The sequence below is a fragment of the Streptomyces daliensis genome (genome assembly GCF_054782395.1).
The window spans coordinates 18,661-39,407 of sequence record NZ_BAAGSO010000069.1; the positions used below are offsets into that span (position 1 = coordinate 18,661).

At 70.9% G+C, this 20,747-nt stretch carries 21 protein-coding genes; 17 read left to right on the forward strand and 4 right to left on the reverse strand.

Annotated features, from left to right (window positions below; translation table 11 throughout):
- The first annotated feature begins 33 nt into the window (after positions 1 to 33).
- The 8 genes from infA (at position 34) to truA (ending at position 5,180) form a co-directional block, all read left to right on the forward strand.
- On the forward strand, positions 34 to 255 hold the full coding sequence (gene infA / locus ACYVOO_RS15705) for a translation initiation factor IF-1 (RefSeq protein ID WP_003948620.1): 222 nt from the start codon (positions 34 to 36) through the stop codon (positions 253 to 255).
- Between the two features lie 78 nt (positions 256 to 333).
- Positions 334 to 447 carry a 50S ribosomal protein L36 gene (rpmJ, locus tag ACYVOO_RS15710; RefSeq protein WP_003956441.1) on the forward strand — a complete coding sequence of 38 codons (114 nt, stop codon included), beginning with the start codon at positions 334 to 336 and terminating at the stop codon, positions 445 to 447.
- 213 nt (positions 448 to 660) lie between these two features.
- Positions 661 to 1,041 (forward strand): 30S ribosomal protein S13, encoded by a 381-nt coding sequence (gene rpsM / locus ACYVOO_RS15715; RefSeq protein ID WP_453346776.1) that lies wholly within the window; start codon positions 661 to 663, stop codon positions 1,039 to 1,041.
- A gap of 67 nt (positions 1,042 to 1,108) precedes the next feature.
- Positions 1,109 to 1,513 carry a 30S ribosomal protein S11 gene (rpsK, locus tag ACYVOO_RS15720; RefSeq protein ID WP_016473404.1) on the forward strand — a complete coding sequence of 135 codons (405 nt, stop codon included), beginning with the start codon at positions 1,109 to 1,111 and terminating at the stop codon, positions 1,511 to 1,513.
- Positions 1,514 to 1,540: 27 nt separating this feature from the next.
- Positions 1,541 to 2,167 (forward strand): 30S ribosomal protein S4, encoded by a 627-nt coding sequence (gene rpsD / locus ACYVOO_RS15725; protein WP_453346775.1) that lies wholly within the window; start codon positions 1,541 to 1,543, stop codon positions 2,165 to 2,167.
- 128 nt (positions 2,168 to 2,295) lie between these two features.
- Positions 2,296 to 3,318, forward strand: a complete 1,023-nt coding sequence (locus ACYVOO_RS15730; RefSeq protein ID WP_019354927.1) for a DNA-directed RNA polymerase subunit alpha — start codon at positions 2,296 to 2,298, stop codon at positions 3,316 to 3,318.
- 374 nt (positions 3,319 to 3,692) lie between these two features.
- Positions 3,693 to 4,223: a 50S ribosomal protein L17 gene (gene rplQ, locus ACYVOO_RS15735; RefSeq protein WP_461016260.1), complete on the forward strand. Its 531-nt coding sequence runs from the start codon at positions 3,693 to 3,695 to the stop codon at positions 4,221 to 4,223.
- A gap of 87 nt (positions 4,224 to 4,310) precedes the next feature.
- Positions 4,311 to 5,180 carry a tRNA pseudouridine(38-40) synthase TruA gene (gene truA, locus ACYVOO_RS15740; protein WP_461016261.1) on the forward strand — a complete coding sequence of 290 codons (870 nt, stop codon included), beginning with the start codon at positions 4,311 to 4,313 and terminating at the stop codon, positions 5,178 to 5,180.
- Positions 5,181 to 5,220: 40 nt separating this feature from the next.
- Here truA and ACYVOO_RS15745 read toward each other — a convergent pair whose 3' ends face one another.
- Both ACYVOO_RS15745 and ACYVOO_RS15750 read right to left on the reverse strand, forming a co-directional pair.
- Positions 5,221 to 6,381: a hypothetical protein gene (locus ACYVOO_RS15745; RefSeq protein WP_461016262.1), complete on the reverse strand. Its 1,161-nt coding sequence runs from the start codon at positions 6,379 to 6,381 to the stop codon at positions 5,221 to 5,223.
- A gap of 132 nt (positions 6,382 to 6,513) precedes the next feature.
- Positions 6,514 to 7,395 (reverse strand): hypothetical protein, encoded by an 882-nt coding sequence (locus tag ACYVOO_RS15750; RefSeq protein WP_461016263.1) that lies wholly within the window; start codon positions 7,393 to 7,395, stop codon positions 6,514 to 6,516.
- Positions 7,396 to 7,450: 55 nt separating this feature from the next.
- Between ACYVOO_RS15750 and ACYVOO_RS15755 the strand changes: the two genes are divergently transcribed.
- The 4 genes from ACYVOO_RS15755 to glmM all read left to right on the forward strand — a co-directional run bounded on the left by ACYVOO_RS15755 (position 7,451) and on the right by glmM (position 11,998).
- Positions 7,451 to 9,076, forward strand: a complete 1,626-nt coding sequence (locus tag ACYVOO_RS15755; RefSeq protein WP_461016264.1) for an ABC-F family ATP-binding cassette domain-containing protein — start codon at positions 7,451 to 7,453, stop codon at positions 9,074 to 9,076.
- Between the two features lie 290 nt (positions 9,077 to 9,366).
- Positions 9,367 to 9,810, forward strand: a complete 444-nt coding sequence (gene rplM, locus ACYVOO_RS15760; RefSeq protein WP_461016265.1) for a 50S ribosomal protein L13 — start codon at positions 9,367 to 9,369, stop codon at positions 9,808 to 9,810.
- 41 nt (positions 9,811 to 9,851) lie between these two features.
- Positions 9,852 to 10,358 (forward strand): 30S ribosomal protein S9, encoded by a 507-nt coding sequence (rpsI, locus tag ACYVOO_RS15765; protein ID WP_453346768.1) that lies wholly within the window; start codon positions 9,852 to 9,854, stop codon positions 10,356 to 10,358.
- Between the two features lie 281 nt (positions 10,359 to 10,639).
- Positions 10,640 to 11,998 carry a phosphoglucosamine mutase gene (glmM, locus tag ACYVOO_RS15770; protein ID WP_461016266.1) on the forward strand — a complete coding sequence of 453 codons (1,359 nt, stop codon included), beginning with the start codon at positions 10,640 to 10,642 and terminating at the stop codon, positions 11,996 to 11,998.
- A gap of 932 nt (positions 11,999 to 12,930) precedes the next feature.
- Here the strand turns inward: glmM and coaA are convergent.
- On the reverse strand, positions 12,931 to 13,866 hold the full coding sequence (gene coaA / locus ACYVOO_RS15775) for a type I pantothenate kinase (RefSeq protein ID WP_461016267.1): 936 nt from the start codon (positions 13,864 to 13,866) through the stop codon (positions 12,931 to 12,933).
- Positions 13,867 to 13,978: 112 nt separating this feature from the next.
- Here coaA and ACYVOO_RS15780 point away from each other — a divergent pair, with 112 nt between their 5' ends.
- The 4 genes from ACYVOO_RS15780 to ACYVOO_RS15795 all read left to right on the forward strand — a co-directional run bounded on the left by ACYVOO_RS15780 (position 13,979) and on the right by ACYVOO_RS15795 (position 18,101).
- Positions 13,979 to 14,212, forward strand: coding sequence for a hypothetical protein (locus ACYVOO_RS15780; protein WP_453346765.1), 234 nt, complete (start codon positions 13,979 to 13,981; stop codon positions 14,210 to 14,212).
- 47 nt (positions 14,213 to 14,259) lie between these two features.
- On the forward strand, positions 14,260 to 16,107 hold the full coding sequence (gene glmS, locus ACYVOO_RS15785) for a glutamine--fructose-6-phosphate transaminase (isomerizing) (protein ID WP_461016268.1): 1,848 nt from the start codon (positions 14,260 to 14,262) through the stop codon (positions 16,105 to 16,107).
- A 52-nt stretch (positions 16,108 to 16,159) separates the two neighbouring features.
- Positions 16,160 to 16,528, forward strand: a complete 369-nt coding sequence (locus ACYVOO_RS15790; RefSeq protein ID WP_461016269.1) for a holo-ACP synthase — start codon at positions 16,160 to 16,162, stop codon at positions 16,526 to 16,528.
- Between the two features lie 70 nt (positions 16,529 to 16,598).
- A complete protein-coding gene (locus ACYVOO_RS15795) occupies positions 16,599 to 18,101 on the forward strand; it encodes an NAD(P)H-hydrate dehydratase (protein WP_461016270.1) in 1,503 nt (500 codons plus the stop codon).
- Positions 18,102 to 18,127: 26 nt separating this feature from the next.
- On the opposite strand, the gene ACYVOO_RS15800 is transcribed toward ACYVOO_RS15795, so the two are convergent.
- The gene (locus ACYVOO_RS15800; RefSeq protein ID WP_461016271.1) at positions 18,128 to 18,646 is read right to left on the reverse strand and encodes a GNAT family N-acetyltransferase; all 519 of its coding nucleotides are present in this window, start codon (positions 18,644 to 18,646) and stop codon (positions 18,128 to 18,130) included.
- A gap of 173 nt (positions 18,647 to 18,819) precedes the next feature.
- Here ACYVOO_RS15800 and ACYVOO_RS15805 point away from each other — a divergent pair, with 173 nt between their 5' ends.
- Complete coding sequence (locus tag ACYVOO_RS15805) at positions 18,820 to 19,902, forward strand: L,D-transpeptidase (protein WP_461016272.1); 1,083 nt, start codon at positions 18,820 to 18,822, stop codon at positions 19,900 to 19,902.
- The last annotated feature ends 845 nt before the right edge of the window (positions 19,903 to 20,747 follow it).

Consider the following 20,747-nt stretch of genomic DNA (forward strand, 5'->3'; position numbering starts at 1 on the left):
GGTAGCCGATCCCGGAAGGTGAAGCGCTAGAGCATGGCCAAAAAACAAGGGGCCATCGAGATCGAGGGCACCGTCGTCGAGTCTCTCCCGAACGCGATGTTCAAGGTGGAGCTCCAGAACGGGCACCAGGTCCTCGCGCACATCAGCGGCAAGATGCGGATGCACTACATCCGTATCCTTCCCGACGACCGGGTCGTAGTGGAGCTTTCTCCGTACGACCTGACGCGCGGGCGGATCGTCTACCGCTACAAGTAGACCGACAGATCGAGCCGCGGCCTCGCCTCCCATGAGGGTCCCGTGAGGGTGCGGCCTGACCCGGAGAGCCTCAATCCCATGAAGGTCAAGCCGAGCGTCAAGAAGATCTGCGACAAGTGCAAGGTGATCCGCCGCCACGGCCGGGTCATGGTCATTTGCGACAACCTGCGCCACAAGCAGCGCCAGGGCTGAAGCTTCCAGACCCCTTTCCTACGCACTTCGCACTCTTCGCGCGACGCATAGCGAAAAGTACATACGCAGACGCCCGACCCCCCGCCGTGATCGGTTTTCATGTCGGTGGGGACGACACCCCCGGTCGGAGGCCGGGGACCTTGCCCGTACGGCGTGTACGCGCAAGGGACGGTGCTGTGGAAGACCTCCGACGAGCAATCAGGAGCCACATCAATGGCACGCCTCGCAGGCGTCGATCTCCCGCGTGAAAAGCGCGTCGAGGTCGCCCTCACCTACGTCTTCGGCATTGGTCGTACCCGTGCCCAGCAGACCCTGAGTGAGACCGGTATCAACCCGGACACCCGCGTTCGTGACCTGTCCGAGGAGGACATGGTCAAGATCCGCGAGTTCGTGGACAACAATCTCCAGGTCGAGGGTGACCTCCGCCGGGAGATCCAGGCCGACATCCGCCGCAAGGTCGAGATCGGCTGCTACGAGGGTCTGCGCCACCGGCGCGGCCTCCCGGTCCACGGTCAGCGCACGAAGACCAACGCCCGTACCCGCAAGGGTCCGCGTCGCGCAATCGCCGGCAAGAAGAAGCCGGGCAAGAAGTAGTCCACGCCGGACGCTTTTGAAGCGGTCCGCGCAGTAGGACCGACCACCTCCACGGGAGAGTTCATTTATGCCTCCGAAGGGCCGTACGGCGGGCGCCAAGAAGGTGCGCCGCAAGGAAAAGAAGAACGTTGCCCACGGGCACGCTCACATCAAGAGCACGTTCAACAACACCATCGTGTCGATCACTGACCCCACGGGCAACGTGATCTCCTGGGCCTCGGCCGGCCACGTCGGCTTCAAGGGCTCGCGCAAGTCGACGCCGTTCGCGGCGCAGATGGCGGCCGAGAACGCCGCCCGCCGCGCGCAGGAGCACGGCATGCGCAAGGTCGACGTCTTCGTCAAGGGTCCGGGTTCCGGTCGTGAGACCGCGATCCGCTCGCTCCAGGCCACCGGCCTCGAGGTCGGGTCCATCCAGGACGTCACCCCGACCCCGCACAACGGCTGCCGCCCGCCGAAGCGCCGCCGAGTCTGACCCACTGACGTAGGAGACAAGTAGATAATGGCGCGTTACACCGGGGCCGACTGCAAGCGTTGCCGTCGGGAGAAGCAGAAGCTCTTCCTCAAGGGGAGCAAGTGCGAGAGCGCGAAGTGCCCGATCGAGATCCGTCCTTACCCCCCGGGTGAGCACGGTCGCGGGCGCACCAAGGACTCCGAGTACCTTCTCCAGAAGCGTGAGAAGCAGAAGGCCGCTCGTATTTACGGGGTTCTTGAGAAGCAGTTCCGCGGGTATTTCAACGAGGCCAACCGTCAGCAGGGCAAGACTGGTGAGAACCTGCTGCGGATCCTCGAAACCCGTCTGGACAACGTGGTCTACCGGGCCGGCTTCGCCAAGTCCCGCGACCACGCACGTCAGCTGGTCAAGCACGGCCACATCGCCGTGAACGGCCGCAAGACCGACATCCCGTCGGCTCGCGTGTCCGTGAACGACATCATCGAGGTCCGCGCGTCCTCCCGTAACCTGACCCCCTTCCAGGTGGCGGCTGCGGAGGCCGGCGAGAAGACGGTTCCGGCCTGGCTGGAGTCGATTCCGTCGAAGCTGCGGATCCTCGTGCATTCGCTGCCCGAGCGCCCGGTGATCGACACCCAGGTGCAGGAGCAGTTGATCGTCGAGCTCTACTCCAAGTAATCCGGAGCAGATCTCACCCCGGACACGGGCGGAGCCGCGCAAAAGGGTGGTTCCGCCCGTATCCTTGAAAGCACCGTTGTCTGGCTCGGCATCAAATAGCGGGTGCCGAAGACTGGAGTACACCTCTCATGCTGATCGCTCAGCGTCCCTCTCTGACCGAAGAGGTCGTCGACGAGTTCCGCTCCCGGTTCGTGATCGAGCCGCTGGAGCCGGGCTTCGGCTACACCCTCGGCAACTCCCTGCGTCGCACGCTCCTCTCCTCGATCCCCGGCGCTGCTGTCACCAGCATTCGGATCGACGGTGTCCTGCACGAGTTCTCCACCGTGCCGGGCGTCAAGGAGGACGTGACCGACCTCATCCTCAACATCAAGTCCCTCGTCGTCTCCTCTGAGCACGACGAGCCGGTCGTGATGTACCTGCGCAAGCAGGGTCCAGGGCTGGTCACCGCGGCGGACATCGCGCCGCCCGCCGGTGTCGAGGTGCACAACCCGGACCTGGTCCTCGCCACGCTGAACGGCAAGGGCAAGCTGGAGATGGAGCTGACCGTCGAGCGCGGTCGCGGCTACGTCTCGGCCGTGCAGAACAAGCAGGTGGGCCAGGAGATCGGCCGGATCCCGGTCGACTCCATCTACTCGCCGGTGCTCAAGGTCACGTACAAGGTCGAGGCCACCCGTGTCGAGCAGCGCACCGACTTCGACAAGCTGATCGTCGACGTCGAGACCAAGCAGGCCATGCGTCCGCGTGACGCGATGGCGTCGGCCGGCAAGACGCTGGTCGAGCTGTTCGGTCTGGCGCGCGAGCTGAACGTCGACGCCGAGGGCATCGACATGGGCCCGTCGCCGACGGACGCCGCGCTCGCCGCGGATCTGGCGCTGCCGATCGAGGAGCTGGAGCTCACGGTCCGCTCGTACAACTGCCTCAAGCGCGAGGGCATCCACTCCGTGGGCGAGCTGGTGGCCCGCTCGGAGGCGGACCTGCTCGACATCCGCAACTTCGGTGCGAAGTCGATCGACGAGGTCAAGGCGAAGCTGGCCGGTATGGGCCTGGCGCTGAAGGACTCGCCTCCCGGGTTCGACCCGACCGCCGCGGCCGACGCCTTCGGCGCCGACGACGACGCGGACGCCGGTTTTGTGGAGACCGAGCAGTACTGAGATATTGGCGCCCGCGCCTCCGGCTGGGGGTGCGGGGGTCGTCCCCCGCGAGAATGCAGCGTGGAGACCGAGCAGTACTGAGCGCTGACACTTGGTCCTTTGGGGATTGAGCGTCTGCCCCGTGCTGTTGTTGGGGAGCTGCGGGTCCGCTTCGGCTGGTCGCGCAGTTCCCCGCGCCCCTATCGGGGCACCCGCGTCCCTTCGGGCGCGCTGCCTGACGGGGCACCCGCGTTCCTTCGGGGCGCGGCCCCCTGACGGGGGCATCCCCTCGCTCCTGGACGGGGCGGGGTCACAGGAAATCCGGTACCTGATACGGCCGGGACTGCCACCGGTACCTCGTACGGCCGGTGCAGGGACAACGAAGGAGAGACACCATGCCGAAGCCCACCAAGGGTGCCCGTCTGGGCGGCAGCGCCGCGCACCAGAAGGCCATGCTGGCGAACCTCGCCACCGACCTTTTCGAGCACGGCCGCATCACCACGACCGAGGCGAAGGCCCGCCGTCTGCGTCCGGTCGCGGAGCGTCTGATCACCAAGGCGAAGAACGGCGACCTGCACAACCGTCGTCAGGTCATGCGCACGATCACGAACAAGAGCGTCGTGCACACCCTCTTCACCGAGATCGGCCCGCGCTACGACAACCGCCCGGGTGGCTACACCCGCATCACCAAGATCGGTAACCGCCGTGGCGACAACGCGCCCATGGCCGTCATCGAGCTGGTGGAGGCCCTGACCGTGCAGCAGCAGGCTGTCGGTGAGGCCGAGGCCGCGACCAAGCGTTCCGCCAAGGACGCCGCTGGTGACGAGGCCGTGGCGGACCTCAAGAAGGACGAGACCCCGGCCGAGGCCGAGGCCGCTTCCGAGGAGCCCAAGGACGACTCCAAGGAAGAGTCCAAGGACGCCTGAAGCAGCGCCTGAAGCGTCTTGTGCGGGCCCGTTTCCCTTCGGGGGAGCGGGCCCGCTCCCTTTTGAGCCTTTGAGAGGATCCGTTGCGTGAGTGACGCGGTAGAGGCGGGACGTACCCGCGTGCGGCTGGACCTGTCGTACGACGGCAAGGACTTCTCCGGCTGGGCGAGACAGCGGGGGCGGCGCACCGTGCAGGGCGAGCTGGAGGACGCGCTGCGGGTGGTGCTGCGGCTGCCGGAGGACGAGGCTCCGGAGCTGACGGTCGCGGGGCGCACGGACGCGGGGGTGCACGCGCGGGGGCAGGTGGCGCACGTCGACCTGCCGGAAGCGGTGTGGGCCGAGCACGGGGAGCACCTGCTGCGGAGGCTGGCGGGGCGGCTGCCGATGGATGTGCGGGTGTGGCGGGTCGCGGAGGCGCCCGCGCACTTCAACGCCCGCTTCTCGGCGATCTGGCGCCGCTACGCGTACCGGGTGAGCGACCACCCGGGCGGCGTGGACCCGCTGCGGCGAGGGCACGTGCTGTGGCACAACTGGCCGCTCGACCTGGACGCCATGAACGCGGCGGCGCGTGAGCTGCTGGGGGAGCACGACTTCGCCGCGTACTGCAAGAAGCGCGAGGGCGCGACGACGATCCGTACCCTGCGCGAGCTGCGCTGGGAGCGGCACGCGGACGGCGTCCTGGAGGCGACGGTGCTCGCCGACGCGTTCTGCCACAACATGGTGCGCTCGCTGGTGGGCGCGATGCTGTTCGTCGGCGACGGGCACAGGACGCCCGAGTGGCCGGGCAAGGTCCTGGCGGCGGGCGTCCGCGACTCGGCCGTCCACGTGGTGCGTCCGCACGGGCTGACCCTGGAGGAGGTCGGCTATCCGGCGGACGACGAGCTGGCGGCGCGTAATCTGACGGCGCGGAACAGGCGCACGTTGCCGGGGGCGGCTGGTGGGGCGGGGTGCTGCTGAGGGGGCCCGGTCCGGCGCTCCGGCCCCTCGCGGCGCTCCCTCAGTACGCCGGAGGGTGCGGCGGGCGGTGCGGGGGCAGGCCCGCTGAGGCGGCGAGGGTGAGGTCGAAGCCCTCGCGGCGGATGCGGCGGTCCACGTAGAGGAGGGTCGCCGCGACGTAGGGGAACGGCACCGTCAGCACCGAGCCGAGCACCAGCAGGACCACCATCATCGCGAACACCGTGATCATGGAGCCGATGTGCGGGTCCTGGCCCGCTGCCGCGGCGGAGAAGATGCCGAGGAAGACCACGGCGTACTGCACCATCTGATCGACGATCGCGACGATGATCGCGATCAGCAGGGTGATCCCCAGCACCCGCCACCACGCGCCCTTCACCAGCACGGCGGAGCGGCTCATCGAGGCACCGGCGCCGGTCCCCTCCAGGGCGGCGGCGGAGGGGGCGAGCGCGTAGCGGACGTAGAGGTACGTGCCCGCCACGGCCACGCCCAGGAAGACCAGCACTCCGGCCAGGACGGCGACGACGGTGAGCCCGGTCATGCTGCTCTCGCCCGCGCTCGCGATGGTGCCGACGATCATGCCGATGACCGTCCCGTAGCCGACCACGAGCAGCCCGCAGACGATCAGCGCCCGCAGCAACTGCACGCCGAGGACGGACGCCACCCGCGGCCGGGTCTGCCGCCACAGGGCGCCGAGAGTGAGCGGGTGGCCGGTGACCGCGTGCGAGACGGTGACGGCGTGCGCTGCGGTCAGCGCGGACATCACGTAGACGCCGATCGCGATCAGCAGCAGCGCGGCGATCACGCCCGCCGAGATGAGGGTCAGGAGCTGGTCGCCATCGGCCTCGGGGTGGTCGACGTCCCGGAAGACCTCGTCGACCGTCCCCCACACGACGGCCAGCGCGCCCCCGACCACTACCGCACCCGCGACGAGGGCCGCGCCCATGAGGGCGAAGGTGAGGCCGTAGAGCTGCTTCCAGTAGCGGCCGACGGTGCTGAAGACGGCGCCGAGGAGGTCGCCGACGCCGAGGGGGTGCAGGGGTATGACGCCGGGCTTGGGCGCGTACGGGGGCGGGGGCGGCGGCGGTGGGCCTGCGCCGTAGGGACCGGGCCCGTACGCGTAAGGCCCCGGCCCTTCGCCGCGCCACGGCCCGTGCTGCCCCTGCGTCCCCGGGCCGCCGCCCCATCCCGCGTCGCCTGCCATGGCTGGTCCCCCCTGTGGTGTGTCCGCCCGCCGCCGTGCGTGTGCGCGTGCCCGCGTGGGTGAGCACGCGGGCACGGGGGAGGGCGGTTGCGTTCGTGGCCCGGTGCGGGGCCGGCCGCCCCGCCTCTCCGGCTATCCCTGTGGCGGGGCCTGGCCGCCCGGGGTCGGGGTCGGGGAGCCCGAGGCCGCCTGTGCCGCCTGGTCCTTGCCGCGCTGGAGGACGCGCGCGTACGCGTAGTCCGAGCCGTCCAGGCCCGCGCGGACCGCCTTCTCGTCGGCGTCCGTCGAGGGCTTGCCGTTCGTGCGGCCCGCGATGGTGAAGAAGGCGTAGCGGCCGAGGGAGTTGGCGGTCGTGCGGCAGGTCACCGTGCGGCAGAAGTCCGGGACGCCGCTGCCGGGGAGGGCGACGAGGTTCGGCTCGTAGTCCTTCTTCACCGCGGCCGCCGTCTTCGTGTCGGCGAACACGGCGATGCCGATGGTCACGGCGAGGCCGTCATTGGTGAACGTCGCGCGGTAGATGGCCGTGCAGTCGTGCTCCTTCAGCACCGGGCCGAGCCCCGAGTGCGCCGCGTCCGTGCAGTCCGTGCTCGCGTCGGTCTTGGCCCGGGTGTACGGGCGGCCGTTGATCGTCACCTTCTCGCCGGGGAAGAGGGTGTCCACGCTCAGCGGCGCAGTGTCGCGCTTCGTGTCCGCGATGAAGTCGCCGGGCGGCGGCGGGGGCGGCGGCTCGTCCTTGAAGGTGGGTTCCGGCTGCCCCGGTGTGCTGGAGGGTATGTCCTCCGGGGTGGGCAGCGATTCGGAGGGCTTGTCGGACGCGCCGGAGCCCCCGCCCTCGTTGACGACGGCGACCGCGACGATGCCCCCGACCAGCACAGCGGCCAGCGCCGCACCGCCCATCATCAGCCAGCGCTTCCGGCGCCTGCGCCGGTCTTCGCTCTCGTCGGCCAGTGCCGCCCAGTCCGGAGTGGAAGAACCCCCGGGACCCCATCCGGGTCCCCCCTGCCCAAAGCTCATGGGGCGCATCATATTCGCTTGGTTTCGCCACGGGCGTCCCGCCAGAATCACGGTCATGGGACATCTGGAGGCCGCGCATCTCGACTACTACCTGCCGGACGGGCGCGCTCTGCTCGCCGATGTCTCCTTCCGGGTCGGTGAGGGCGCCTCCGTCGCCCTCGTGGGACCGAACGGCGCGGGCAAGACGACGCTGGTCCGCCTGATCGCGGGCGAGCTGCGCCCCGACGCGGGCACCGTCACGATGAGCGGCGGGCTCGGGGTGATGCCGCAGTTCGTCGGCTCCGTACGGGACGGGCGCACGGTGCGCGATCTGCTGGTCTCCGTCGCACAGCCCCGGATCCGCGCCGCTGCCGAGGCCGTGGACGCGGCCGAGCTGCGCGTCATGGAGGCCGACAGCGACGACGAGGCGGCCCAGCTCCAGTACGCGCAGGCCCTCGCCGACTGGGCCGAGGCGCAGGGGTACGAGGCCGAGACGCTCTGGGACATGTGCACCATGGCCGCGCTCGGCATCCCGTACGAACGGGCCCAGTGGCGCCAGGTGAACACCCTCTCCGGGGGCGAGCAGAAACGGCTCGTCCTGGAGTCGCTGCTGCGCGGCAACGACGAGGTGCTGCTCCTCGACGAGCCGGACAACTATCTCGACGTCCCCGGCAAGCGCTGGCTGGAGGAGCGGCTGCGGAGCACCCGTAAGACGGTCCTGTTCATCTCGCACGACAGGGAGCTGCTGGACCGAGCAGCGGACAAGATCGTCAGCGTCGAGCCGAGCCCCGCCGGGAGCGACGTGTGGGTGCACGGCGGCGGCTTCGCCACCTACCACGAGGCACGCCAGGAGCGCTTCGCGCGCTTCGAGGAGCTGCGGCGGCGCTGGGACGAGAAGCGGGCCCAGCTGAAGAAGCTGGTGCTGGACATGCAGCAGTACGCGGCGCGCAGCGACGAGATGGCCTCGCGCTACCAGGCGGCGAAGACGCGGCTGCGCAAGTTCGAGGAGGCCGGACCGCCGCCCGAGCCGCCGCGCAAGCAGCGGCTGACGATGCGGCTGCGCGGCGGACGCACCGGCGTACGGGCCGTGACCTGCGAGAACCTGGAGCTGACGGGTCTGATGCGGCCCTTCGGGCTGGAGGTCTTCTACGGGGAGCGGGTCGCGGTGCTCGGCTCCAACGGCTCGGGCAAGTCCCACTTCCTCCGGCTCCTCGCGGGGGAGCCCGTCGCGCACACGGGGAGCTGGAAGCTGGGCGCGCGTGTGGTGCCCGGCTACTTCGCGCAGACCCACGCGCACCCCGAGCTGGAGGGGCGCACGCTGCTGGACATCCTGTGGACCGAGCACGCCCGCGACCGTGGCGCGGCGATGTCCGCGCTGCGGCGCTACGAGCTGACGGGGCAGGCCGAGCAGCGGTTCGAGCGGCTGTCGGGGGGACAGCAGGCCAGGTTCCAGATCCTGCTGCTGGAGCTGGCCGGGACGACGGCGCTGCTGCTGGACGAGCCGACGGACAACCTGGACCTGGAGTCGGCCGAGGCGCTCCAGGAGGGGTTGGAGGCGTACGAGGGCACGGTGATCGCGGTCACACACGACCGCTGGTTCGCCCGCTCCTTCGACCGCTTCCTCGTCTTCGGCGCCGACGGGCGGCTGCGCGAGGTGCCGGAGCCGGTGTGGGAGGAGGGGCGGGTCGCGCGGGCGCGCTAGCGGGGGAGGGGGTCCGGGCTGGCCAGGGGTGCAGTGGACACGTGTTTTGACCCGTACGGGGGCGCGCCGGTATTCTGCGAGTTCGTTGTGTGTATTGGCTTGCTCATTCTCACGTGAGAGGGCCCTTACACCGGCCCACCGGTCGAGCACCAGTGATCAGCACATGCGGCCTGCGTCACCGTAGTGCGGACAAGACTGTTGTGATCGCCAGGTGGCCTTGTCAGGACCCGTCCCCACGGCCCTCACGGGCTTGGGGAGACCCACTCACTGAAGAAGCGAAGGCTACGACCGTGCGTACGTACAGCCCCAAGCCCGGCGACGTCCAGCGCCAGTGGCACATCATCGACGCGCAGGACGTCGTCCTGGGCCGTCTGGCCTCTCAGGCCGCCACCCTTCTCCGGGGCAAGCACAAGCCGGTGTACGCGCCCCACGTCGACACCGGTGACTTCGTCATCATCATCAACGCCGACAAGGTGCACCTGTCCGGCAACAAGCGGACCCAGAAGATGGCCTACCGCCACTCCGGCTACCCGGGTGGTCTGCGGTCGGTCCGCTATGACGAGCTGCTGGAGAAGAGCCCCGAGAAGGCCGTCGAGAAGGCCATCAAGGGCATGATCCCCAAGAACACCCTGGGCCGTCAGATGCTCTCCAAGCTCAAGGTCTACGCGGGCCCCGAGCACCCGCACGGCGCCCAGCAGCCGGTGCCGTTCGAGATCACTCAGGTCGCGCAGTAAGTCCGGCCACCCCCTAAGACGAAGAGAAGCTGAGGAGAATCGTGGCCGAGACCACCGCTGAGACCCCCGTCGAGGGCGTCGAGGAGTACACCACCGAGACCCCGGACGGCGCCCTGGAGGAGTACACCTCCGAGTCGATGGCGTCCCGTTTCGGTGACCCGCAGCCGGCCGCCGGCACCGGGCGCCGCAAGAACGCCATCGCCCGCGTCCGGATCATCCCGGGCACCGGCAAGTGGAAGATCAACGGTCGCACCCTTGAGGGCTACTTCCCCAACAAGGTGCACCAGCAGGAAGTCAACGAGCCCTTCAAGGTGCTCGAGCTCGACGACCGCTACGACGTCGTCGCCCGCATCGCCGGCGGCGGCATCTCGGGCCAGGCGGGCGCGCTGCGCCTGGGCGTGGCCCGTGCGCTGAACGAGGCGGACGTGGACAACAACCGCGGCCCGCTCAAGAAGGCCGGCTTCCTGACCCGTGACGCTCGCGCCGTCGAGCGCAAGAAGGCCGGTCTCAAGAAGGCCCGTAAGGGCACGCAGTACAGCAAGCGCTGACCCTGCGCCTGCTGGACCGCTTCCGCGCGCCCGGGTTCGCGCCCGGACGCCCGTAGCGTCGACGCCCCGGCGGCACGAAAAGTGCCGCCGGGGCGTTCCCTTTGGGGGCGCCGGAGCATTCCCTTTGGGGGGCTCTTCGGGGGCGCGCGGGGTCCGGTACGGGGACGTACGGCGTGCCGCCGTTCACGCGGCCGTCGCACGGGGACCACGGGGCGTATACCTGGAAAGGCCGGACGGGCGGGAGGCCCTCCGGCCAAGTTCTAACTCTCGGAGGAACGACGGTGGGACGACTCTTCGGTACGGACGGCGTACGCGGTGTCGCCAATGAGGGACTGACGGCCGAGATGGCCCTCGGACTCTCGGTCGCGGCGGCCCATGTGCTGGCCGAGGCGGGCTCCTTCGACGATCACAGGCCGGTGGCCGTGGTCGGACGGGACCCGCGCGCCTCCGGAGAGTTCCTGGAGGCCGCCGTCGTGGCGGGCCTCGCCAGCGCGGGCGTCGACGTGCTGCGGGTCGGGGTGCTGCCCACCCCCGCCGTCGCGTATCTGACCGGCTCGCTCGGCGCCGACCTCGGCGTCATGCTCTCCGCGAGCCACAACCCCATGCCGGACAACGGCATCAAGTTCTTCGCGCGCGGCGGGCACAAGCTCGCCGACGAGCTGGAGGACCGCATCGAGACGCTGTACCACGAGCACGAGTCGGGCCGGTCCTGGGACCGCCCGACCGGCGCGGGCGTGGGCCGGGTCAGGGACTACGACGAGGGCTTTGACAACTACGTCGCCCACCTCGTCGGCGTCCTGCCGAACCGGCTGGACGGTCTGAAGGTCGTCATCGACGGCGCGCACGGCGCGGCGGCGCGGGTCTCGCCCGAGGCCTTCGCGCGCGCGGGCGCTGAAGTGATCACCATCGGAACCGACCCCGACGGGCTCAACATCAACGAGGAGTGCGGCTCGACGCACCTCGACGGGCTGCGCGCGGCGGTGGTGGAGCACGGCGCGGATCTCGGCGTCGCGCACGACGGTGACGCGGACCGGTGCCTCGCGGTGGCCGCGGGCGGCGAGGAGATCGACGGGGACCAGATCCTCGCCGTGCTCGCCCTGGCCATGAAGGAGGCAGGGCGGCTGCGGCACGACACCGTGGTGGCCACGGTCATGTCCAACCTCGGCTTCAAGCTGGCGATGCGGCGCGAGGGGATCGGGCTGACGCAGACGGCCGTCGGTGACCGCTATGTGCTGGAGGAGATGAAGCGTGGGGGGTACTCGCTCGGGGGCGAGCAGTCCGGGCACGTCATCGTGCTCGATCACGCGACGACCGGTGACGGCACGCTGACCGGGCTCATGCTGGCGGCACGGGTCGCCGTCACGGGGACGCCGCTGCTGGAGCTGGCCGGGGTCATGGAGCGGCTGCCGCAGGTGCTCGTGAATGTGCGGGACGTGGACAAGTCGCGGGTGGGGACGTCCGCGGAGGTGGCCGCGGCGGTGGCCGAGGTCGAGCGCGAGCTGGGGGAGACGGGGCGGGTGCTGTTGCGGTCGTCCGGGACGGAGCCGCTGGTGCGGGTCATGGTGGAGGCGGCGGACAGCGAACAGGCCCGCTCCGCGGCGGCGCGGCTCGCGGACGTGGTGAAGAGCGCGCTGGGCTGACGGCCCCCTTCGTGGGTGCCGGAAGGAGACCCAGGGTCGCCCCTTCCCCGGGTGCGCTCCCTCACCGGGCGCGAGGCTGACCCCCACACGGGGTGTCCGGCCTCACGGGGGCGCGGGGCCCCTTCGCGGGGTGCGGTTCGCCGTCTTCCGGGTGCGCCCTTCGTCGGGGGTGTTGCGCGGGACGGTTTGCCCGTGAGGTGGGTGCCGTAGGGGCCCGCGCTGGTTTTTGTGCCGTGGCACGTGGTGCGGGACCCCTGCGCGGGGTGCGGTTCGCCGTTTCCGGCTGTCTGGCCGGTGGCCACGTCGAGGTCCCGTCGTGCGTGCAGCGCGGTACACCGAGCGGCGGCAGACGCTGTACGGCCACGCGTGGGAGATCAGGCGCATCCTCCTTCAGCGATCGCTGCACAGCGCTACCACCACGGCTGCTTCACCGTCGGGTTTGCCCTGCTGAGTTGCTTTTCGCTACTTGCCCATGGACGAGACGGTTTGCAAGTTGGCGGTAATCGGCGTCGGAATGGCTCGGGCCGGTTGTCCGCGGCGAGGGCGCGGCGGTGCGAGCGTAGTGAGCGACGGCCGCCTGCGGATTCGATCTGGGCTGTGCAGCGGATGTCCCCGGAGCAGGTGCCGCATGGGGCTGCGACACACCTGCTCGACGGGCGTCGATCTGTCGCACTATTTCTTGAGCGAAAACCTGAGTCGCGTACCTGTCACCTGCACCGATGGAGCTCATCATCGAGGTGGCCACGTCCGCCAGCGGTAGCTCCTCCGAGTTGCCAGAGGAATCTGGACCTGGCATGTTTCCGCCTCCCTCCCTGTCGTCTGTTGCTGTAGGTGTTACGCAGCGATAACGACTTTTCGGCCTGGAAGGTTCACTCCGGGGCACCGCCCCTGCTGCGGACGAAACCCCAGGAGGCACCCGGGCCGCGTCCCCCTTACAGCTTGCGCAGGCTGAGGCGTTCGACCTTGTGGTCCGGGGACTTGTGGAGTTGGAGCGTGGCCCGGCCGCGGGTGGGGGCGATGTTCTGTTCCAGGTTGGGGCGGTTGATCGTGCGCCACGTGTTGCGGGCGTAGTCCAGCGCCTCTTCCTCGGACACCCCCGTGTACGTGTGGAAGTACGAGCGCGGGTCCTGGAACGCCGTCTGGCGGAGCTTGCGGAAGCGGCTGAGGTACCAGCGCTCGATGTCGTCCGTACGGGCGTCCACGTAGACGGAGAAGTCGAAGCAGTCCGAGACGGCCATGCGCGTGCGGCCGTCCTTGCCGGGGAGGGCGGGCTGGAGGACGTTCAGGCCCTCGACGATCAGGATGTCGGGGCGGTGCACCGTCAGGCGTTCGCCGGGGACGATGTCGTACGTCAGGTGGGAGTAGACCGGGGCCGCGACCCCCTCTTTGCCGGACTTGACGTCCGCGACGAAGCGGGTCAGCGCGCGTCTGTCGTAGGACTCGGGGAAGCCTTTGCGCGACATCAGACCGCGCTGCTCCAGTTCGGCCTTGGGCAGCAGGAAGCCGTCCGTCGTGACCAGCTCGACGCGGGGGTGTTCCGGCCAGCGGGCGAGGAGCGCCTGGAGGAGCCGGGAGACCGTGGACTTGCCGACGGCCACGCTGCCCGCGACGCCGATGACGAAAGGGGTGCCGCGCTGTGCGCCGCCGAGGAAGGTGTTGAGCGCGTCGCGCAGGCCGTGGGTGGCGCCCACGTAGAGGTTGAGGAGCCGGGAGAGCGGCAGGTAGATGTCCCGCACCTCGTCGAGGTCGATGACGTCGCCGAGCCCGCGCAGCCGCTCGACCTCGTCGGCGGTGAGCGGGAGCGGTGTGCGTTCCCGGAGCGCGCTCCACTGGGCGCGCGTGAGATCCACGTAGGGCTTCGTTGACACGCGGCCATTCTGCGCCGCTGGCCTGCGGCGTTCACGTCGGGGGTGGCGCGTAGCGTGAATGCGGGGTGCCCGGATGGTGTACGCCAGATGGGTTTACCGCTACCTTCCCGTCATGTCCGACCGCATGAGCCGCTTGAGCCGCAAGTACCGCGTCCGAAGACGCCGTTCACTTCCGTTACCCGATGTCGCGGGCGAGCTGGCCGTCGATCTTCCGGACGAGGATCTGGCGGAGGATCTCGACGAGGCGCTGGACCTGTATGTGCTGGGCAGCAAGCCGCGGTGCGAGGAAGCGGAGTATCTGGAGCTGGTGGAGGAGGCCATCGAGCGGATCGCCTGGGGCGACTGACACGCGGTTGACCGTCGTGGCGGAGGGTGCGGCGTAGGCTTCCCCGCATGTGCGGAATCGTGGGTTACGTAGGAGGGCAGGCGGCCCTCGATGTGGTCTTCGCCGGTTTGCAGCGGCTGGAGTACCGGGGCTACGACTCGTCGGGTGTCGCCGTCCTCGCCGACGGCGGTCTCGCCGCGGCGAAGAAGGAGGGGAAGCTCGCCAACCTCCAGAAGGAGCTGGCGGAGCGCCCGCTGCCCACGGGCACCACGGGCATCGGGCACACCCGCTGGGCCACCCACGGCGCCCCGAACGACGTCAACGCGCACCCGCACCTGGACAACTCGGGCCGGGTCGCCGTCGTGCACAACGGCATCATCGAGAACTTCGCCGGGCTGCGGGCCGAGCTGACGGACCGGGGGCACGAGCTGGGGTCGGAGACCGACACCGAGGTCGTCGCGCATCTGCTCGCCGAGGCGTTCTCCTCGTGCGGCGATCTGGCCGAGGCCATGCGCCAGGTGTGCGGGCTGCTGGAGGGCGCGTTCACGCTGGTCGCGGTGCACGCCGACGAGCCGGACGTGGTGGTCGGAGCCCGCCGCAACTCGCCGCTGGTCGTCGGGGTGGGGGAGGGCGAGGCGTTCCTCGCCTCGGACGTCGCCGCGTTCATCGCGCACACCCGCGAGGCGATCGAGCTGGGCCAGGACCAGGTCGTCGAGCTGCGCAGGGACGGGGTGACCGTCACCGGCTTCGACGGCGCACCGGCCCAGGTGCGCACGTACCACGTGGACTGGGACGCCTCGGCCGCCGAGAAGGGCGGCTACGACTACTTCATGCTCAAGGAGATCGCCGAGCAGCCCAAGGCCGTCGCCGACACCCTGCTGGGCCGGATCGACGCGTCCGGCTCGCTGACGCTGGACGAGGTGCGCATCCCCGTCTCGGTGCTGCGGGAGGTCGACAAGGTGGTGATAGTGGCCTGCGGCACGGCCTACCACGCGGGCATGATCGCCAAGTACGCGATCGAGCACTGGACGCGCGTCCCCTGCGAGACGGAGCTGGCCAGCGAGTTCCGCTACCGCGACCCGATCCTGGACTCCAGGACGCTGGTGATCGCGGTCAGCCAGTCGGGCGAGACGATGGACACCCTGATGGCGCTGCGCCACGCGCGGGAGCAGGGTGCGAAGGTGCTGGCCATCTGCAACACGAACGGTTCGACGATTCCGCGCGAGTCGGACGCCGTCCTCTACACGCACGCGGGCCCCGAGGTCGCCGTCGCCTCGACGAAGGCGTTCCTGACGCAGCTCGTCGCCTGCTATCTGGTGGCGCTGTACCTCGGGCAGGTGCGGGGCACGAAGTGGGGCGACGAGATCGGCACCGTCATCGAGGAGCTGTCCGAGATCGGGAACGAGGTCGAGGAGGTCCTCGGCACGATGGAGCCGGTCCGTGAGCTGGCCCGTTCCCTCGCGGACAAGAACACGGTGCTGTTCCTCGGGCGGCACGTGGGCTATCCGGTGGCGCTGGAGGGCGCGCTGAAGCTGAAGGAACTCGCGTACATGCACGCCGAGGGCTTCGCGGCAGGGGAGCTGAAGCACGGGCCGATCGCGCTGATCGAGCAGGACGTGCCGGTCGTCGTGGTCGTCCCGTCGCCGCGCGGCAGGTCCGTGCTGCACGACAAGATCGTCTCCAATATCCAGGAGATCAGGGCACGCGGCGCCCGCACCATCGTGATCGCGGAGCGCGGTGACGAGACGGTGCACCCGTACGCGGATCACCTCATCGAGATCCCGCGCACCCCGACGCTGCTCCAGCCGCTGGTGGCGACGGTGCCGTTGCAGGTCTTCGCCTGCGAGCTGGCGACGGCGCGCGGCAACGAGGTGGACCAGCCCCGCAACCTGGCCAAGTCCGTCACGGTGGAGTGAGCGGGCGAGTGAATTCGCGGGGGAGCGAGCGAGTGAGTGTGAGGGGGAGCGCGTGATCGTGGGGGTGGGGATCGACGTCGCGGGCATCGACCGCTTCGCCGAGGCGATGGAGCGCACGCCGTCGCTGGGCGAGCGGCTGTTCGTCGACGCCGAGCTGTGGCTGCCCAGCGGGGAGCGGCGCGGCATGGCCTCGCTGGCGGCCCGTTTCGCGGCGAAGGAGGCGCTGGCCAAGGCGCTGGGCGCGCCGAAGGGACTGCGCTGGACGGACGCGGAGGTGGTGACGGCCGACTCGGGCCGGCCGTCCCTCGTCGTGCGCGGCACGGTCGCGGACCGTGCGGCGGAGCTGGGGGTGCGTGGCTGGCACGTGTCCCTGTCGCACGACGCGGGGGTCGCCTCGGCCGTCGTGATCGCCGAGGGGTAGCGGCCCCGGGGCGGCCCGGGCGCGCCCCCGGGAACGGGAAGGCTCGTGCCGTGTCCGCCAGACTGGGGGCATGAGGACTGCGTACAGCGTGGAGACCGTACGGGCCGCCGAGCGGGAACTGATGGAGCTGCTGCCCGAAGGGGAGCTGATGCGGCGCGCCGCCTCCGGGCTGGCCGCCGCATGCGCCGGAATGCTGCGGCGCGTCTACGGGGCCCGCGTCGTGCTGCTCGTCGGCAGCGGTGACAACGGGGGCGACGCCCTCTACGCCGGGGCCAGGATCGCCCGGCGCGGGGCCGGGGTGACCGCGGTGCTGCTCTCGCCCGAGCGCGCGCACGAGGGCGGCCTCGCCGCGCTGCGCGCCGCCGGTGGCCGCACTGTGGCGGCGCCGGGCGCGGTGGTCGAGGGCGAGGCGGTCCCGGTGGGGCCCGTGCTCGCGCGCGCCGATCTCGTCGTGGACGGCATCGTGGGCATCGGCGGCAAGGGCGGGCTGCGCCCCGTCGCCGTCGAGCTGATGGACCTGGTGCGCGAGGCCGGGGTGCCGGTCGTCTCCGTCGATCTGCCCAGCGGGGTGGACGCGGACACGGGCGAGGTGCGCGGCGCTGCCGTACGGGCCGACGCGACGGTGACGTTCGGCGCGTACAAGCCGGGGCTGCTCATCGACCCGGCGCGGGAGTACGCGGGCGCGCTGCGGCTCGTCGACATCGGGCTCGGCCCGCATCTGCCGGACGGGACGGGCGCGGCGAAGGCCGAGGCGTTGCAGCACGCCGACGTGGACGCGCTGCTGCCGCGCCCGGCCGCCGAGAGCGACAAGTACCGGCGGGGCGTGGTCGGCGTCGTCGCCGGGTCCGCGCGCTATCCGGGCGCTGCCGTGCTTGCCGTCGCGGGCGCGCTGCGCGGGGGCGCGGGTGCCGTGCGCTACGTGGGACCCGCCGCCGACGCCGTGCTCGCGCGCTTCCCCGAGACGCTGGTCTCGCCGGGTCCGCCCGCCAAGGCGGGGCGGGTGCAGGCGTGGGTCGTCGGGCCGGGGCTCGGCGACGGCAAGGAGGCCGAGGAGCACCTGCGCGAGGTGCTCGCCTCCGACGTGCCCGTCCTCGTCGACGCGGACGGGCTGCGGCTGATGGCCCGCGCCGCCCTGCGCGCGCGCACGGCCCCCACCCTGCTCACCCCGCACGCCGGGGAGGCCGCCGCGTTGCTCGGGCGGCAGCGCGAGGACGTCGAGTCGGGGCGCCTCGCTGCCGTACGGGAACTGGCCGGGGCGACGGGTGCGACGGTGCTGCTCAAGGGCTCGACGACGCTGATCGCCGACCCGGACGGGGACGCGGGCGCGGGCGGGTCCGGGGTGCCGGTGCGGGTGAATCCGACGGGGACGGGGTGGCTGGCCACGGCCGGGACCGGCGATGTGCTCTCGGGCCTCGTGGGGGCGCTGCTCGCGGGCGGGCTGGCCGCGCGCGACGCGGGTTCGGCCGGTGCCTACCTCCACGGCCTCGCGGGCCGCTTCGCCCCGCAGCCGCCCGGCGCGAGCGAGGTGGCGGGGGCGCTGACGGCCGCGTGGCGGGACGTCACGGAGGGCTGAGACCGAGGCCGAGGGGCTGTGCCCGGTCAGGCGAGCCGCTTCTCGAACCAGTGGTCCGCGTACTTGCCGTGGTGGTACGGCGGGATCTCCGCATAGCCGTGGCGCCCGTACAGCCGTCGCGCCTCGACGAGATCGGTGCGGGTGTCCAGGCGCATCGTCGTCGCGCCCAGGTCCAGCGCCGCGTGCTCGGCAGCGCCGATCAGCGCCGAGCCGAGCCCGCGGCCACGCGCGGCCGGGGTCACCCAGACCCGCTTCAGCTCGGCGGTCTTCGCGCTGAGCAGCCGCACGCCGACGCATCCCAGCACGGCACCGGCTGTGCTGTTCGCGCCGTTCGCGCCGCCGGTGCCGTTCGCCTCCCTGGCGAGGAGGAACGCGCCGTGCGGCGGGGCCAGGTCGTCGCTGGGGCTCTCGGCGAGGGCTGTGTCGATCTCCTCGGGGGTGGCGGGACGTCCGTAGTAGCGGCCGGCGATGTCGTCGATGTACGCGCGCAGTACGGCGTCGGCCTCGGCCGTGCCCACGGAGGCCGGTGCGATGTTCCAGTTCATGCGCTCATTGACGGAGAGCGGGGTACGGGCGCGCAAGCGGATTTCCCACGGGCCCTGTGCGCGGGGTGTGCCGGGTGCGTCCGCTGGTCCCACCGGGCGAATTGCGCGGGCGCGTGGGTGGACTCGGGCGGGGGAAGGAGGGCGCTCGGGGTGCGGAGGTGCATCCGTAGAGCGTGTCTTCATATAAGCAGTCTCCGCGGTGCCGCCTCGGTGCGGCCCTCCTCGCAGCCGCGACGCTCGTGCCTCTCGCCCTCGGGAGCACGGGCACGGCCGACGCGGCGGGCGTGCCGAGCGCCGTCGGCCCACCCGCCTCCGCTTCCTCCTCCGCCTCCGACCCCGCACCCGTGCCCGAGGACAAGCTCGTCCCCGGCCTCCCCGTCCCCGCCGAGCGCCCCATCGACAGGGACACCCCCGACCAGGCACTCGCGCCCTCGCGCCAGAGGGAGAGCGGCGGCAAGCACCCGGCGCGGACGCCGGGCGCCGAGCAGGACCTGTCGGGCAAGCACATCGAGTACGTGCCGCCCGGCGAGAACGTGCGGCGCCTCCCCGTCGACCAGCGCAAGGACGCCCGCGTCGAGCCCGGGCCCGCCGCCTCCCCGGACCCGACGGACCCTACGGACCCGACGGAGCCCAAGGACCCGAAGGATCCGTCGGACCCGGACGAGCGGGAGGAGTGCAGCACCAGTACGGGCCCGTACCAGAAGCAGGTCGAGCGGTATCTGGGGCTCAAGGCCGACGGCAAGCAGTCGCCCGCTGACTGCCTGGCGATCCAGAAGTACCAGCGCACCCACGACATCAGCCCCGCCAACGGCTTCGCCGGGCCGGTGACGTACCGGCTGCTGATGCTGGACTGGGCCCGCAGGAACTACGGCAAGCTGAAGGGCTGCCCCGTGCGGGCCGGGCGGGTCGTGTGCGTGGATCTGACCCGTCAGATCATGTGGGTGCGCAAGGGCAGCAAGATGATCTACGAGCCGGTACTGATCCGCTCCGGGCGCAAGGGGTACCGGACGCGGACGGGATGGTTCCGGATCTACTGGCGGGACCGGGACCACCGGTCGTCGATCTATGGCTCGCCCATGCCGTTCAGCCAGTTCTTCAGCGGAGGGCAGGCGCTGCACGGCATCTACAAGAGCATCTTCAGCCCCGGCGGTTCGTACGGCTGCGTCAACCTCCAGTACGGCGACGCGGAACGCGCCTGGAAGGTGCTCCGCAAGAACGACCGCGTCTACGTGTGGGGCCGCAAGCCCGGCACGTAGCCCTTCGCGGGCCGCGCCATGAAACGAAGGGTTGCCCCTTCACCGGGATGTGCCGCTTCACGGGGTGCGGGGTGAAGGCCACACGGGGTGCCCGGTTCTTGTAGCGGTGCGCTCTGTGGGTGCCCCTTGGGGTTTCGTCACGCGGGTGCGGGCCGGTGGCACGGGTTGTGCCCACCCGTCCCGCCTTGCGGGACGTTTGCCCACAACTTTTGGCGCCGTCGCCCTGCGGTACGGGGCCGGGTGCGGGCCGGTGGCTACGGCGCGGCGTGTGGACCGGTTGTTCGCGGCTGGCGCCGCGTGGTTCTTGGCTTGTGCCGGTGGCCGTGTGGGATTGCTGTGTGGTGGGGGTCGGTGCCGCGGTGGGGTGTCTCCTCGGCGTGAAGCCATCGTCGTCGGCTTTCGGCCGGTGACTTTCTCGACCTGCGGGGACACCCCACCGCACCACCTCCCACCCGGTGGCCACCTGCACCACCGTTGTGGGCAGGCGTTCCGCATGGCGGAACGGGTGGGCACAACCCACCCACCGGCCCGCAGCCGCGAACGAAACCCCCAGGGGCACCCCCGGGCTGCGCACCCCCGACAGGGGGAGTTGCGCGGGACGGTTGGCCCGGGGAGTGGGGACCGTAGGTCCCGCGCTGGTTTTCGTGCCCCGGCCGACCCGGAACGGGAGGTGGGCCACCGGCGGGACGGGGACGCGGTGGGGTGTCCCCGCAGGTCGAGACGAACGACGGCGGAAAGCCGAAAGCGAAAGCTTCACGCCGAGGAGACACCCCGGCGCGGCACCGGACACCCCGCACCCACGCGCCCATAACCACGGTGGAAACCCGGAATCACGCGGCGCCAGC